The sequence below is a fragment of the Glycomyces niveus genome, assembly GCF_017592475.1.
Lineage (GTDB): Bacteria > Actinomycetota > Actinomycetes > Mycobacteriales > Micromonosporaceae > Glycomyces > Glycomyces niveus.
The window spans coordinates 58164-73138 of record NZ_JAGFNP010000011.1; the positions used below are offsets into that span (position 1 = coordinate 58164).

Here is a 14975-nt window from a genome sequence, read left to right on the forward strand (position 1 = left end):
CCTTCCTCGCGCGGCTTGGGCGGTGTGTACGTCGCGGCTCAGACCCTTCCCTGGGCCGCGTAGCTGGTGGAGAACCGGAGGATCCGATCGTCGGCCTCATCGGGGGTGCAGCCGCGGTCCTGATCGCAGCGGCCGTCGCGGTTCGAGGTCGTCACCCAGAGCATCCCGTCGGGGCCCATGGCGACCGATCGTAGCCGACCGAACTCGTTGACGGCCGTCGCTTGCGGCTCGGCCGCGGGGGCGCCGGTCTCGTCGAACTGCACCATCCAGAGGCGCTGGCCGCGCAGGCAGGCGGTGACGAGGGTGTCCTCGAGGAAGACGGCGCCGGCGCAGGAGGCCTCGAAGGGTTCCCAGGTCAGGGCCGGGTCCGCGTAGGCGTCGTCGGTGTCGGTGCCCTCGAAGAAGGGCCAGCCGTAGTTGCTCCCGGGTTCGATGAGGTTGATCTCGTCGGCGATGTCCTGGCCGAACTCGGTGGCGTAGAGCTGGCCGGCGGGGTTCCAGGCGAGGCCTTCGACGTTGCGGTGGCCGAGGCTGTAGACGGGGGAGCCGGCGGTGGGGTTGCCTTCGGCGGGCTCGCCGTCGGTGGTGATGCGGAGGATCTTGCCGCTCAGTGAATCGGGGTTCTGGGCGGCGTTGCCGTCGCCGGCGTCGCCGGTGGCGGCGTAGAGGAAGCCGTCGGGACCGAAGTCGAGGGCGCCGCCGTTGTGGTAGGGGGCGGCGGGGATGCCGGTGAGGATCGGTTCGGGCGCGGCGTCGGAGGCGGTGTCGATCCTGGCGATGCGGTTGTCGGTGTCGGAGGTGTAGTACGCGTAGATCTGGTGGTCGGTGTCGAAGTCGGGGGAGACGGCGAGGCCGAGGAGGCCGCCTTCGCCGGTGTCGGCGATGTCGACGGTGCGCAGTTCCTCGGGTTCGCCGGCGGTGCCGTCCTCGGCGACGGCGATGGTGAGGATGCGGCCGGTGGCGCGCTCGCCGACGATCGCGGTGCCGTCGGGCAGGAAGTCGAGGCCCCAGGGGACTTCGAGGCCCTCGGCGACGACGTCCATGAACGAGGTCTGCTCCTCGGGGTCGCTGCTCGGGGTGGGGAGGTTCGGCGGCTCGCCGGTCTCGGCCTCGGGGGGCTCACCGAAGGAGCACGACGCGAGCGTGAGTGCGGCGGCGGTGGCGGCCGCGGCCGAGAGCAACCTGCGCATGGCCCCAAGACTATAGCTTCGGCCCGACGCTGCGGCGGCGCTGTTTTCCACGCCCTGCCGGTTCCCCGATTCGGGCGGGACTAACCCCTGCGGCCCGAAATCCAAGATCCTATAGGATATATCGAATTCGATGGGAAGGACGTGAGCGTGAAGGTCTGGATCGCGCACGAGGAGGGCCGCGCCCTGCTCGGCCCGCTGCCCGACGGCGTCGACGTGGAGGTCTACGACGGGCGCGGCGACTACCCCTCCGATCCGGCGGCCCTCGACTTCTGGGTGCCGCCGTTCCTCGCCCAGTCGAAGGTCACGACCCCGCTCAAGGACATGACCTCGCTCAAGGCGATCCAGCTGCTCAGCGCGGGCGCCGAGGTCTGGGTCCCGGCCGTCCCGCCGGGCGTGACCCTGTGCGACGCGCGCGGCGTGCACACCGGCGTCACCGCCGAATGGACCGTCGGCGCGGTGATCGCCTCGATGCGCGGCTTCGACGTCTTCGCCCGCAAGCAGACCCGCCATGAGTGGAAGGTCGAGTGGACCACCACGGTCGTGGGCAAGCGCGCCCTCATCGTCGGCGCCGGCGACATCGGCGAGAAGATCGCCGAGGTCCTGACCGTGCTCGGCGTGGAGGTCGAGAAGGTCGCCCGCCGCGCCCGCCCCGGCGTCCACGCGATCGACCGGATCGACGAGCTCCTGCCGGGCTTCGACGTGGTGATCCTGATCCTCCCGCTCACCGACGCCACGCGCGGCCTGGTGGACGCGAAGTTCCTGTCGCACATGAAGGACGGCGCGCTCCTGGTCAACGCCGCGCGCGGCCCGATCGTCGACACCGACGCCCTCGTCGCCGAGGTCGCCTCCGGCCGCCTCCGCTGCGCGGTCGACGTCGTCGACCCCGAGCCCCTGCCCGCCGACCACCCGCTCTGGGACCTCGCAGGCGCCCTCATCACCCCGCACGCGGGCGCCTCAGTGGACGGCACCCTCGACCGCGCCTACGCCCCCGTCGGCCCCCAGATCCACCGCTTCGCGGCAGGCGAACCCCTCGAGAACGTCGTGATCGACGGCTACTAGTCCTCTGACTCGCCTTCGCGGAGTTCTTGGCCGCCGATGGCGAGGACTTGGGGGAGGTTCTCGGGCTTGAGGGGGTCGAGGCGGACCTGGGACTGGTCGTCCAATATGGCCGCGACGCCCTCGTTGCCGGTGGCGAAGCCGTCGATGTGCTTCCAGGCGATGGTGCGGCTGGTGAAGATGCCGCGGATCGCGATGCCCTCGCTGGTGACGTCGATGCCGGAGCGCCAGGCCCACATGGAGACCGCGACGGGCGCGAGGAGGAGGGCGAGGCCGAGGACGGCGGAGGCGACGCCCCAGACCGGGCGTTCGACCATGAGCGCCACGGAGATCGGGATCACGGTCAGCCAGGCGACGAAGGCCGCGCCGGTGACCGCCGCCGGGCGGCGTACCCGCAGCCTGCGGGCGGTGCGCCGGGCGGCGGGGAGGGGACCGGTGGAGGCGTCGGTACTCGTCATGGCACCAGCCTGACACACCCGGGCGCAGGGTATGCAAAGTGGCCGGTCCGGTTTCTGTCGGATTGTCGCTTGACGGGCCCGTCGAACGTGGCACGATCAGCTCAAGAGCAGCGGTGCGAGCCTGGTGGGGGTGGACGTGGCCGTCAAGATCACATTCCGTCCTACGACGCGCCAGGTGCTCGGCCGGGCGCTCTTCCTCTCCGGCTTCTCGTTCGTCGCCGCGCTCGTCCCCGCCGCCGCGTACATGCTCGCGATCGGCCGCTGGTACCACTACACGCTGCTGGCGCTGTTCCTCTTCGCGATCGCGGTCGCGCTGGGGGCCGCGTATGCCGGGGCGCGCAACCGCGGGGTGGTGCTCGACGAGCGCGGCATCCATCCGCTCAAAGCCGTTGCCTCCCAGAAGCACACGGAGCGGTTCGCGGCCTGGACCGACATCGCCGACATCCGGGCCGAGCGCCGCGCCAGCCGCACGGTGCCCGTGGTGTACCTGCTCGACCCCGAGCAGAAGCCGTGGCGGCTGCAGGCGCCGTACTCGGGCCGCGTGCTCTCGACCGACGACGAGCTCGACGAGAAGATCTTCGTCATGCGCAGCCTCTGGGACGCGTACAAGCGGGGCCTCCCGCCCTACCGTCATCGCCCCTGACGGTATCGACCGACGTCACTGCCTTACGGTAGGAAACTCTCGGAAACTTTTCAGCTCGTTCAGTGGCCGTTAAGTTGTATGCGATTGCCAATCGTGGCCTTATCGTGACCTTGGTGGCGACTTACCAGGCTTGACCCGGTTTTGGTGTTGCGTTAGTCTCACCGATATTACCGAAAGTTACGGAGATTTCCGGAAACAGTTTAGGAACTTTCGGTGCCTGGTGCGGTCGTGCAGGGCCGCGCCATGGACCCCTTCGGCTCCCCAGCCGCGCGTCCCACGGAAGGAGCGCTCACCGATGAGCACTCAGCAGCCCCGTTCCAGCCTGTTCACGAAAACGCGGGAAGGGGCTGCGACGCAGTGGCCCGACCCCCGTCTCAGCCGCCGCGGCCTCGTCCTCTCCGGGGGCGCCGCCCTCGCCGCCTCCGCCGCCGGATGCAGCTTCTTCTCCACCGAGAACGACTCCGGTGAAGCCGGCGGCGACAAGGGCAAGGAAGCCCCGATGCTCGCCGAGCGCGTCGAAGCCGGCGAACTCCCGCCCGTCGAAGAGCGCCTTCCGAAGGAACCCCTCGTCGTCAAGGCCACCGAAGCGATCGGCCGGTACGGCGGCACCTGGAACAGCGCGGTCACCGGCGCCTCGGACGGGCCCTGGCTGTGGCGCACCATCAACGACGGCCACCTCCTCGAGCGCTCCCGCGACTGGACCGAGATCCGCATGAACGTCGCCTCCGCGTTCGAGCCCAACGCCGACGCCTCGGAGTTCACCATCACCCTCCGCGAGGGGATCAAGTGGTCCGACGGCACACCGCTGACCACTTCGGATGTCGAGTTCGCCTACGCCGACGTCGCCCTCAACGCCGAGCTCACCACCGCCGTCCCGCCCGAGCTCTCCAGCCTCGACGGCACCCCCGCCGAGCTCGAGGTCGTCGACGACTTCACGTTCATCGTCCGTTTCACCGGCCCCAAGCCGCTCTTCCGCGACGACATGGCCGTCGGCGTCGCCGGACAGCGCTTCACCATGTACCCCAGGCACTACCTCGAGCAGTTCCACCCCACGTACAACCCCGCGGCCGACGACGAGGCCGTCGCCGAGGGCTACGACGGCTGGGTCTCCCGCTTCACCGCCCTGGGCAACCTGTGGAACTTCCAGTGGGAGAACCCGGACCTGCCGACCCTGCTCCCGTGGATCTGCAAGAAGCCGGTCACCGACGCCGACTACGCGCTCTTCGAACGCAACCCCTACTACTGGAAGGTGGACGAGGAGGGCAGCCAGCTGCCGTACCTCGACGAGGTCCGGTTCAACGTCATCGCCGACGTGGAGACCATGTTCGCCCACGCGGTCAACGGCGACTACGAGTTCCACTCGCGCCACTTCAACGACAACGCGCACCGCGCCGACGCCGTCGACGGCGAGGAGGCCGGGGGCTACACCATCATCGAGCTCGAGGGCACCTACTCGAGCGACATGAACATCGCGTTCAACCTGAACCACGCCGACGCCGGGCTGCGGAAGGTCTTCCAGGACAAGCAGTTCCGCATCGCCATGTCGCACGCCATCAACCGCCGGGAGCTCATCGACGTGCTCTGGAGCCGCGTCGGCGAACCGACCCAGGCCGCCCCGCGGCCCGAGTCGGACTTCTACGACGAGGACTTCGCCACCCAGTACCTCGAGTACGACCCCGACCTCGCGGCCCAGACCCTCGACGCGGCGGGGTACGCCGCCGGCGCCGGCGGGGCGCGCGCCTCAGCCGACGGCACGCCGCTCGAGTTCACCGTCACCGTCGCCGACGACGCCCTCCTCGGCACCGTCTGGCTCGACGCGCTCGACATGATCAAGGACATGTGGGCCGCCGTCGGCGTCACGCTCCACGTCAACGGCCAGCCCCGCGAGAACTGGCAGGCCGGCGTCGACGAGAACCAGTACGACCTGACCGTGTGGACCGGCGACGGCGGCGCGATCGACGAGACCGTCGCCGTCCAGTGGTACATGTGCGGCGGCCCCTCCGGCGGCGCGCTCTTCGCCCGCCAGTGGTCCGCGCACTACACCCTCAACGGCGCCCAGGACGACGAGATGCTGGAGCCCCCGCCCGCGCCCGTGGTCGAGCAGCAGGACCTGTACGACCAGTTCCTCGCCGAGCCCGACCCGGCGGCGCGCGCCGAGATCTTCAAGCAGATCCTCGCCGTCGCCAAGGAGCAGTTCTACGCCGTCGGCACCGTGCGCGGCCAGGGCTCGTGGGCCGTCGCCTCCAAGCGCCTGCACAACTTCGGCGGCCCCATGCCGGAGAACCCCTCGTACGGCACCCCCGGCCCCGCCGCCCCCGAGCAGTGGTGGCTGGAGCCGGCGTAGCCCGGCCCGCCCGAGAAAAGGGAGTCCACAGTGGTGCGATACCTGGGCCGCCGCGCGCTCTACATGGCGGCCACCCTGCTCGCGATCTCGCTGGTGGTGTTCGTCATCATCAGCCTGCCGCCGGGCGACTACGTGACCGCGCTCCAGGCCAAGTACAGCGTCATGGGCCAGGGCCTGACCGAGTCCGACGTCGCGAACCTGCGCCAGCGCTACGGCCTGGACGGCAGCCTGTTCGCCCAGTACTGGCACTGGATCACCCAGATCGTCCTCCACGGCGACCTCGGGATGTCCTTCGAGCACTCGAAACCGGTCGAGGACGTCATCGCCCCGCGCCTGGGCTGGACCATCGCGGTCTCGCTCATCACGCTGCTGGTGACGTGGGCGCTGGCGTTCCCGATCGGCGTGTACTCGGCCGTGAAGCAGCACTCGGTCGGGGACTACGCGGTCACCACCATGGGCTTCCTCGGGCTCGCCACCCCGAACTTCCTGATCGCGCTGGTGTTCATCTACTTCAGCGTGACCTGGGCCGGGTCCGTCCCTTCGGGGCTGTGCTCGCCGGAGTGGTGCGACGCGTCCTGGAACCTCGGCAAGGTCCTCGACCTCTTGGGGCACTTGTGGATTCCGATGATCGTCATCGGCACGGGCGGCGTGGCGGGGCTGGTGCGGATCATCCGCAACAACCTCCTCGACGAGCTGCGCCGCCCGTACGTGACGGCGGCGCGCGCCCGCGGCGTCCCCGAGGGGCCGCTGCTGCGCCGGTACCCGCTGCGGGTGGCGCTCAACCCGTTCGTCTCGACGATCGGGTGGGTGCTGCCGATGCTCCTGGTCGGCGACATCGTCGTCGGCCAGATCCTGAGCCTGCCGACGCTCGGACCGATCCTCCTGGGCGCGTTGAAGGCCCAGGACATGTACCTGGCCGGGTCGGTGATCATGGTCCTCAGCGTCGTCACCGTCATCGGCACGCTCGTCTCGGACCTGCTGCTCGGCTGGCTCGACCCCCGCATCCGACTCGGACACCAGAGATGAGGCACCGATGACCCTGAAAGAAGCGGAGGGCATCGCCGAGCGGCCCGCCGAAGTGGCGCGCACCCGCGCGTCCCAGCGGAAGCTCGTGTGGTGGGCCTTCAAGAAGCACCGGCTCGCGCTCGTCTCGGCCTGGCTTCTCGCGGGGATGCTCGTCGTGATCGCGCTGTGCGAGTTCGTGGCCCCGTTCGACGACCGGCACCGCGACTCGGCGTACACGACCGCGCCGCCGCAGGTGCTGAAGCTCTGGAGCGACAGCGGCTTCGGGCTCCACGTGGACGGCTACACGTCCGAACAGGACCCGCGCTCGCTGCGCATCACGTACGAGGCGAACCCGGAGGACCGCATCGACGTCGGGTTCTTCGTCAAGGGCGAGGAGTACGAGCTGTTCGGGTTCATCCCGATGGACCGGCACCTCCTCGGGCCGCAGGACCCGGGCGACCCGATGTACCTGTGGGGTACCACGACCGACGGCCAGGACCTGCTCAGCCAGGTCGTGTACGCCACGCGCGTCTCGGCTTCGGTGGGCATCATCGGCGTGCTGCTGGCGTTCCTGCTCGGCATCGTGCTCGGCGCGGTCTCGGGCTACTTCGGCGGCTGGATCGACAACGCGGTGCAGCGCGTCATCGAACTCATCATGTCGGTGCCGTCGATTCCACTGTGGCTCGGCCTCGCGGCGGCGCTGCCGGCCCAGATGGGGCCGGTCGGCCGGTACTTCATCATCACCACGATCCTCGCGCTCGTGGCGTGGACGGGCCTGGCGAGGGAGGTGCGGGGCCGGTTCCTCGCACTCAGGAGCGAGGAGTTCGTGACCTCCGCGATGCTCGACGGCTCGAGCCACACCCGGATCATGTTCCGGCACATGCTGCCCAGCTTCTCCTCGCACATCATCGCGGCGCTGTCGCTGTCGATCCCGGGCATGATCCTGGCCGAGACGGCCCTGTCGTGGCTGGGCATGGGTCTGCGCCCGCCCGCGGTGTCGTGGGGCGTGCAGCTGCAGGACGCGAGCAAGTGGAGCGTCCTGTCGGGCGCGCCGTGGCTGCTCATTCCGGGCCTGTGCGTGGTCCTGGTGGTCCTGGCGTTCAACTTCGTCGGCGACGGCCTGCGCGACGCCGCCGATCCCTACAAGCATTAGGCACGGCGATGGATTCAGCACTGCTCGAGATCAAGGGCCTGCACACCAGTTTCAACACCTTCGACGGGAGGGTCCGCGCCGTGGACGGCGTGGACTTGACCGTCCACGCCGGCAAGACCCTCTGCGTGGTGGGCGAGTCCGGCTGCGGGAAGTCCGTGACCGCCCGCTCGATCCTGCGGCTGGTCGAGGACTCCGGCTCGGTCGACGCCGGGACCATCACCTGGCACGGAGGGGACGAGCCGTTCGACATCCTCTCGCTCGACGCGAAGGACCGGCGGCTCGCCAAGCTCCGCGGCGGCGACATCGGGATGATCTTCCAGGAGCCCATGGCCTCGCTGCTGCCGTTGCGCACCATCGGCGCGCAGCTCGTCGAGACCATCCGCATCCACACCGGCATGGGCAGGCGGGCCGCCCGCGAGCGGGCGATCGAGCTGCTCGGCCAGGTGGGCATCCCGAAGCCGCACGAGCGGATCGACGCCTACCCGTTCCAGCTCTCCGGCGGCATGTGCCAGCGGGCGATGATCGCGATCGCGTTGTGCGCCAACCCTTCGCTGCTCATCGCCGACGAGCCGACGACGGCGCTCGACGTGACGACGCAGGCGCGCATCCTCGACCTCATCCGCTCGCTCCAGGCCGAGCACCGGATGGCGGTCATGTTCATCACCCACGACCTCGGCGTGGTCGCCGAACTCGCCGACGAGGTCGCGGTGATGTACCTCGGCCGCGTCGTCGAACGCGCCGCTGTGGACGAGCTCTTCGCCGATCCGAAGCACCCGTACACGAAGGCGCTGCTCGCCTCCGTGCCCGTCCTCGGGCGGGACCGGGGCCGGGACCTGCCGACGATCCCGGGCGCGGTGCCGAACCCGCTGCACCGGCCCAGCGGCTGCTCGTTCCATCCGCGGTGCGCCGAGGCCGTCGCGGGCACCTGCGACGTCGAGGCGCCGCCCGAGGTCGACTTCGACGGCCGGACCGCCGAATGCGTCCTGTACGCCGACCGAGAAGGAGCCGCGGCATGAGCGACAAGCAGCCACTGCTGGAGATCGAGGACCTGCACGTCCGGTTCCCATTGCGCCGCAACCTGCTCGGCCGCCCCACCGTCGAAGTCCACGCCGTCTCCGGCGTCGACCTCACCCTCTACAAAGGGGAGACGCTGGGGCTGGTGGGCGAGTCGGGCTGCGGCAAGACCACGCTCGGCCGCACCATCGTCGGCGCCCAGAAAGCCACGAGCGGGTCGCTGCGGTACGACGGCCGCGACCTGACCGCGCTCAGCCGCCGCGAACAGGGCGCGTCCCGGCGGCGCATCCGGATGGTCTTCCAGGACCCGTTCTCCTCGCTCAACCCGCGCATGAACCTGCGGCAGATCATCGGCGACCCGCTCGTCGCCACCGGCGAAGCGCGCGGCGCCGAGCTGGAGGACCGCATCGCCGAGATGATGCGCCGCGTCGGACTCAGCCCCGACTACATGGACCGCTACCCGCACTCGTTCTCCGGCGGGCAGCGCCAGCGCGTGAACATCGCGCGGGCGCTCATCGTCGGGCCCGAACTCGTGGTCGCGGACGAGCCGGTGAGCGCCCTCGACGTGTCCGTGCGGGCGCAGATCCTCAACCTGCTCAGGGAGCTCCAGGCCGAGTTCGGCCTCACGTACCTGTTCATCTCGCACGACCTCTCGGTGGTGGAGAACCTGGCCGACCGGGTCGCGGTGATGTACTTCGGGCGCGTGGTCGAACTCGCCGAGACCGGTGCGCTGTACGAGCATCCGCGGCACCCGTACACCGAGGCGCTGATGTCGGCCGTGCCGATCCCGGACCCGTCCCTGAAGGGCCGCCAGGGCCGCATCCTGCTCCCGGACGAGCTGCCCGACCCGTCGGACCCGCCGCCGGGCTGCGCGTTCGCGCGCCGCTGCGCCTACGCCGAGGACCGGTGCCGTACGGGGGAGATCCCGCTCGCGGACGGCGCGCGCTGCGTGCGGAGCGGCGAGCTTGACTTGGAGGGGATCGTCGAGGCAGAATCCTCCCGACCCTGACTGGCAAGCGTTGTCATGCCGGTACGACTCGAACCGACAGTGCCGAACGGGAAGGACCCCTTGTGGCACATAGGAACACCGACATCATCCCCACCGTCGACGGCCTCGCCTACGGCGGCGACTACAACCCCGAGCAGTGGCCCCGCGAGGTCTGGGACGAGGACGTCCGGCTGATGCGCGAGGCCGGGGTCAACCTCGTCTCCGTCAACATCTTCGCCTGGGCCGGCGTCAACCCCGGCCCCGGCGAATGGGACTTCGCGCAGCTCGACGCGATCATGGACCTCCTCGCGGCGGGCGGCATCAAAGCCGACCTCGCCACCTCGACCGCCTCGCCGCCGCCGTGGTTCTCCCAGGCCCACCCCGAGACCCTCCCGGTCAACGCGGAGGGCGTCACGCTCAACTCCGGCGCCCGCGCCGAATACTGCCCGCACGCACCGGTCTTCCAAGCGGCCGTGGTGGAGATGGCCGCGCGGCTCGCCGAGCGGTACGCGGACCACCCCGCACTCGCCATGTGGCACATCGGCAACGAGTACTACCGCTCCTGCACCTGCGACTTCGCCGCGGACGCGTTCCGCGCCTGGCTCCAGGACCGCCACGGCGACCTCGACGGCCTCAACCGGGCGTGGGGCACCACGTTCTGGTCCCAGACCTACAGCGACTGGTCCCAGGTCCTGCCCCCGCGCATCTGCGCCGAGACCCCCAACCCGGGCCTCGTGCTCGACTTCAAGCGCTTCTCCTCCGACGCGCTCCTCGCACTCTTCCGCTCCGAGGCCGCCGCCGTCGAAGCGCACAGCCCCGACAAGCCGATCACCACCAATCTCATGGTCACCGGCAACTTCAGCGGCCTCGACTACCACCGCTGGGGCGAGCACATGACCGGCCCCAACCGGCTCATCGCCACCGACCACTACCTGCTGCCCGACGACGCGATCCCCTGGCCCGCACAGGCCGCGTTCGGCGCCGACGCCTCCCGCGGCCTCGCCGCCGGCGACCCGTGGCTCCTCATGGAGCAGTCCTCGAACTCCTCCGCCTGGCGCCGCGGCTACTTCGCCAAGAAACCCGGCGACCTCCTCCGCCACTCGCTGTCCTATGTGGCCCGCGGCTCGGAGGGTGCCATGTTCTTCCAGTGGCGGGCCTCCCGCTACGGCGCCGAGCGCTACCACTCGGCGATGGTCCCGCACGGCGGCACCGATTCCAAGGTCTTCCGCGAGGTCAAGCGGTTCGGCGCCTGGCTCCAGAACCTCGCCGAGGTCAAGGGCTCGACCGTCGACGCCCGCGCGGCGATCCTGCTCGACTTCAACTCGTGCTGGGCCGCGAACACCCCCGGCCAGCCGTCCTCCGACATGGACACCTACCCGGAACTGCGGCGCTGGCACGCGGCCCTGTGGCGGCGCGGCGTCACCACGGACCTGGTGAACCCGGCCTGGGACCTGAGCGGCTACGAGTACGTGTTCGCACCGCACCTGTACCTCCTCGACGACGACGCGAACCTCCGCTCGTACGTCGAGAACGGCGGCACCCTCGTCGTCGGGCCCTACTCCGGCATCGTGGACTCCAGCGAGCACGTGCACCCGGGCCTGCCCGGCGCCCTCGGCGACCTCATGGGGATCCGGGTCGAGGAGTTCGTCCCGATCCCCAAGGGCGACAAGGCGGCCCTCGACAACGGCTGGGTCGGCGAGACCTGGTCCGAGGTCACCCACGCGCTCGACGCGGAGGTCGTGGCGCACTTCAAGGACTACCCCGAGACCGGCGCGGTCTTCCACCGCGCGCTCGGCCGCGGCCACGTCTGGTACCTCGCCACCCGCCTCGCCGACCTCGACCCGTTCCTCGCGGACCTCGGCGTCGCGGGCGACTTCCCCGGCGCGGCGGCCGACCTCGAACTAGTGCGCCGCTCCCACGCGGACGGCCGCACGTACGTCTTCGCCGTCAACCACGGCAACGACCCCGTCAAGGTCCCCGCGACCGGCCGCAACCTCCTGACGGGCACCGCCTGGTCTCCGGCGCTCTCCTTGAGACCCGGCGAATGCGCGGTGGTTCGCGAAGGCTGAACGTCGCACCCGTCCACTACTGTCACAGGGATCCCGCAGCACCCACTGAGGAGCCCCTGATGTCCGTGATCGTCCTCGTCCACGCCCTCGGTTCGAGCGCCCGCGCCTGGCAGCCCCAGGTCGCGGCGCTCGCCGAGCGCCACAAGGTCCTCGCCCCCGACCTCCCCGGGCACGGTGAAGCACCCGGCCCCTTCGGCCTCGAACCCGCGGCCTTCGCCGTCGCCGAACTCATCGCCGCCGAACCCGAACCCGTCCACCTCGTCGGCATCTCCGTCGGCGCCACCGTCGCCATGCTCGCGGCCCTCGACGACCCCGCCCGCATCGCGAGCCTCACCCTCTCCGGCGGCACCGCCCACGCCCCCGGCGTCGCCCTCCAACGCAACCTCATGCGCCTCATGCCCACCGGCATGATCGCCGCCCTCATGTCAGGCATGTACGCCGGCGGCCGCCCCGACCGCAAGTCCCAGGCGAAAGCCGACCTCCGCACCGCCGGCAAACGCGCCTTCCTCACCGGCCTCACCGAACTCGCCGCCCTCGACCTCCGCCCCCGCCTCGCCGACCTCAAGACCCCGGCCCTCATCCTCTGCGGCACCAAGGACAAAGAGAACATCGCCCCCGCCAGAGAACTCGCCGAAACCCTTCCCAACGCCCACCTCGACCTCATCCCCGAAGCCGGCCACATCTGGAACCTCCAATTCCCGGACCTCTTCACGGCGAAGCTCACTGAGTTCATCGACCGATAGCGGCGCATCGGGACTCGGCCAGCGCCGCCAGGTCGGCGCGGTCCTTGGGGCGGTCCAGCATGGTCTTGTAAGCGATCACGTCGTCGATCCGGAAGTACCGCAGCCCGTCGAGGACTTCCGCGCCTTCGATCAGGTCGTCGATCGACGCTTCCCTGTCGAGCCATCGCGCGCTCACATTGATCCTGCCGCCGAAGAGCTGCGCGATCTTGTCGCCGGTGTTCTCCCCGATCGTGAGACCGTCATGCTCAGGAAGGTGCGCGAGTGTCAGCGCATTCGCGAACGTCGCTCCGCGCGCGACCACGTCGAGGTCGGAGGCGTGCTCGATGACGGCGTCGCGGAGCAGTCGGGCGCTGCCCGCCAGAACGAAGTCGGCCGGGTCGAACAGGTTCTTCCGGATGAGTTTCCAGATCAGGGCGACGAGTTCGCCATGGCGGTAGACGGCATTGCGGGCGTGTGCCACTTCGATGTCCTTTTCACTGAAGCGCAGGTCTCGGGATTCGGAGTGGCGAGGGCGGGGTCATTCGTCGTTCGGCCTGTCGGCCGGCGACGTCTCGAGGGCGGCCAGTGCCCGAAGGATTGCTCCGCGCTCGGCCGGTGTGCTGTTCATGAGCGCCTGCCGCATGCGTTCGGTCTTGGCGCGCTCGATCGCGATGGTGCTGCGGTGTGTGAACCAGTACCGGAACACGAGCGCGATCGGCGTCGCGATGAACACCGATGCCGCGATCGGGAACAGCTCTGAGGGGATCATGGCGTTTCACGCGTGTCTAAGGTCGGCGGGCCGCCGCGATCGGCGAGGCGCTTGACCGATGCCAGGTCCAGGATCGTCAGGTTGCCGCGGCCGGTCGCCACGATGCCCGCGTCCCTCCACCGGCCCAAGACGATCGCCGCCGATTCCCTGGACAGCCCGGCGAGCGATCCGAGGTCGCGCTGGGTGACGCCCTTGATGAGCAGTCCCGCCTCGACCTCTCGGCCCAGACCGGCGTCGACCAGCCGCATGAGCCCCTTGGCGATCTTGCGCTCGCTGTTCGTCATAGAGGCGGTCCGCGGCTGGTCCTTGCTGACGATTCTGGACGCGAGATGCCGCAGCATGGCGAGGTTCGCGCGCGGATGGCTCAGGAGGAACTCGAGCCAGACGGCACCGGGGACGAGGTCCGCTTCCACGTCGTGCAATGCGACCAGGTCGGCGCTCCTCGGCAGTCCGGTCATCGGCGCGAGTTCGCCGACGATCTTGCCGGGGGCGTAGATGTACACGATCGACTTCGGGTCGCCCGAGACGGCTTTGATGTGACCGCTGCGGAGATAGAGGATGAAGTCGGTTCGGTCGCCTTCCCGGACGATCTCGCTTCCCGACGGGTAGGTGACCCGGTGGCAATGCGGTGCGAGCACGTCGAACTCCTCCTGCGTGAGGAATCCGCTCGCTTGTGTGTCATCCGGCATGTCGTTAAGTGTAGGACTACACATAGCTTGATCTTGGGATTGAACAGGCCCGTGTCGCACATCCGACCGTTCGGCGCTGTCGGACTGCGGCTCAAGGAGACCGCGTTACGGGGCGGTCGGCTCCGGCTCCGGGGTCTCGGACGGGGCCACTGGGTGCCGGATGCCCGGGTGGTCGTTGGGGAGGATCGCCCGGATGACCCAGCCGCTGATGATGAGGCAGAGGACGAGGAGGGGCCAGGAGAGGGCGATTTGGGCGAGGCCGCCGGCGACGACGGCGAGGCGGGCTTCGTCGCTGTTCCAGAACGGGGTGAGGATCGCGACGCGGAGGGCGTACATCGCCACCCAGACCCAGGAGGCCGCGCTGTAGGCGCGGAGGAGGTGGGGGTCGCGGCGCCAGCGGGTCTTCTGGCCGAGGAGGCCGCCGACGATGAGGCCGAGGAGGGGGCGGCGGAAGACGATGAAGCCGGCCCAGACGAGGGCGCTGGCGGCGTTGGTGACGATGCGGGGGAGGAGGATGTCCTGCGCGCGACCGGTGTAGAGGACGATGAGGCAGGCTACGGCGACGCTGAGGAGGCCGAGGACGACGGCGCGGGGCTTGCGGCGCTGCCGGAGCCGGACGATCGCGATGGCTCCCGCGGAGAGGAGTGAAGTCGCTGCGGCCCAAGCGATCGAGTTACCGGTGAGCAACCAGGTGAGGATGAACACCACCACCGGGGCGGTGGCGTCGAAAGCACCGCGCTTGCCGCCTAGTAGGCTGACGAGCGTGTCTTGCCGCACAGTATCGGACAACTGCCAACCCTCACCTCTCGACCCGCTAACGCAGGCAAGGCTACCCTAACCGCAGTGGCACGCCGGGCTTCGCCCGCAGCCCCACC

15 protein-coding genes are annotated in these 14975 nt (G+C 69.8%); 9 read left to right on the forward strand and 6 right to left on the reverse strand.

The features are described 5' to 3' along the window. Window positions 1-38 precede the first annotated feature (38 nt). Window positions 39-1190: a PQQ-dependent sugar dehydrogenase gene (locus J5V16_RS18275; protein WP_208498136.1), complete on the reverse strand. Its 1152-nt coding sequence runs from the start codon at window positions 1188-1190 to the stop codon at window positions 39-41. A 147-nt stretch (window positions 1191-1337) separates the two neighbouring features. Here J5V16_RS18275 and J5V16_RS18280 point away from each other — a divergent pair, with 147 nt between their 5' ends. Next, complete coding sequence (locus J5V16_RS18280) at window positions 1338-2249, forward strand: 2-hydroxyacid dehydrogenase (protein ID WP_208498138.1); 912 nt, start codon at window positions 1338-1340, stop codon at window positions 2247-2249. On the opposite strand, the gene J5V16_RS18285 is transcribed toward J5V16_RS18280, so the two are convergent. Then, the gene (locus J5V16_RS18285; RefSeq protein WP_208498140.1) at window positions 2246-2704 is read right to left on the reverse strand and encodes a PH domain-containing protein; all 459 of its coding nucleotides are present in this window, start codon (window positions 2702-2704) and stop codon (window positions 2246-2248) included. The genes J5V16_RS18280 and J5V16_RS18285 overlap by 4 nt on opposite strands. Before the next feature lie 136 nt (window positions 2705-2840). Here J5V16_RS18285 and J5V16_RS18290 point away from each other — a divergent pair, with 136 nt between their 5' ends. The 8 genes from J5V16_RS18290 to J5V16_RS18325 all read left to right on the forward strand — a co-directional run bounded on the left by J5V16_RS18290 (window position 2841) and on the right by J5V16_RS18325 (window position 12663). Beyond that, window positions 2841-3347 carry a hypothetical protein gene (locus J5V16_RS18290; RefSeq protein ID WP_208498143.1) on the forward strand — a complete coding sequence of 169 codons (507 nt, stop codon included), beginning with the start codon at window positions 2841-2843 and terminating at the stop codon, window positions 3345-3347. 295 nt (window positions 3348-3642) lie between these two features. Beyond that, complete coding sequence (locus J5V16_RS18295; RefSeq protein WP_208498145.1) at window positions 3643-5691, forward strand: ABC transporter substrate-binding protein; 2049 nt, start codon at window positions 3643-3645, stop codon at window positions 5689-5691. A 30-nt stretch (window positions 5692-5721) separates the two neighbouring features. Continuing rightward, entirely contained in the window at window positions 5722-6717 is a 996-nt protein-coding gene (locus J5V16_RS18300) for an ABC transporter permease (protein ID WP_208498147.1), read from the forward strand. A gap of 7 nt (window positions 6718-6724) precedes the next feature. After that, complete coding sequence (locus J5V16_RS18305) at window positions 6725-7849, forward strand: ABC transporter permease (protein ID WP_208498149.1); 1125 nt, start codon at window positions 6725-6727, stop codon at window positions 7847-7849. Between the two features lie 8 nt (window positions 7850-7857). After that, a complete protein-coding gene (locus J5V16_RS18310; RefSeq protein ID WP_208498151.1) occupies window positions 7858-8865 on the forward strand; it encodes an ABC transporter ATP-binding protein in 1008 nt (335 codons plus the stop codon). Then, window positions 8862-9872 carry an ABC transporter ATP-binding protein gene (locus J5V16_RS18315; protein ID WP_208498159.1) on the forward strand — a complete coding sequence of 337 codons (1011 nt, stop codon included), beginning with the start codon at window positions 8862-8864 and terminating at the stop codon, window positions 9870-9872. The genes J5V16_RS18310 and J5V16_RS18315 overlap by 4 nt, the downstream gene beginning before the upstream one ends. A 62-nt stretch (window positions 9873-9934) precedes the next feature. After that, window positions 9935-11920 (forward strand): beta-galactosidase, encoded by a 1986-nt coding sequence (locus J5V16_RS18320; RefSeq protein WP_208498161.1) that lies wholly within the window; start codon window positions 9935-9937, stop codon window positions 11918-11920. A gap of 59 nt (window positions 11921-11979) precedes the next feature. After that, the gene (locus J5V16_RS18325) at window positions 11980-12663 is read left to right on the forward strand and encodes an alpha/beta fold hydrolase (RefSeq protein WP_208498163.1); all 684 of its coding nucleotides are present in this window, start codon (window positions 11980-11982) and stop codon (window positions 12661-12663) included. Here J5V16_RS18325 and J5V16_RS18330 read toward each other — a convergent pair. The 4 genes from J5V16_RS18330 to J5V16_RS18345 all read right to left on the reverse strand — a co-directional run bounded on the left by J5V16_RS18330 (window position 12650) and on the right by J5V16_RS18345 (window position 14889). Then, window positions 12650-13123 (reverse strand): hypothetical protein, encoded by a 474-nt coding sequence (locus J5V16_RS18330; protein ID WP_208498166.1) that lies wholly within the window; start codon window positions 13121-13123, stop codon window positions 12650-12652. The two genes, J5V16_RS18325 and J5V16_RS18330, sit on opposite strands and share 14 nt — an antisense overlap. Before the next feature lie 57 nt (window positions 13124-13180). Then, window positions 13181-13411, reverse strand: coding sequence for a hypothetical protein (locus J5V16_RS18335; protein WP_208498167.1), 231 nt, complete (start codon window positions 13409-13411; stop codon window positions 13181-13183). Then, window positions 13408-14100 (reverse strand): Crp/Fnr family transcriptional regulator, encoded by a 693-nt coding sequence (locus J5V16_RS18340; RefSeq protein WP_208498170.1) that lies wholly within the window; start codon window positions 14098-14100, stop codon window positions 13408-13410. Before J5V16_RS18340 ends, J5V16_RS18335 begins: the two co-directional genes overlap by 4 nt. A gap of 105 nt (window positions 14101-14205) precedes the next feature. Beyond that, window positions 14206-14889: a DUF3159 domain-containing protein gene (locus tag J5V16_RS18345; protein ID WP_208498172.1), complete on the reverse strand. Its 684-nt coding sequence runs from the start codon at window positions 14887-14889 to the stop codon at window positions 14206-14208. Window positions 14890-14975 lie beyond the last annotated feature (86 nt).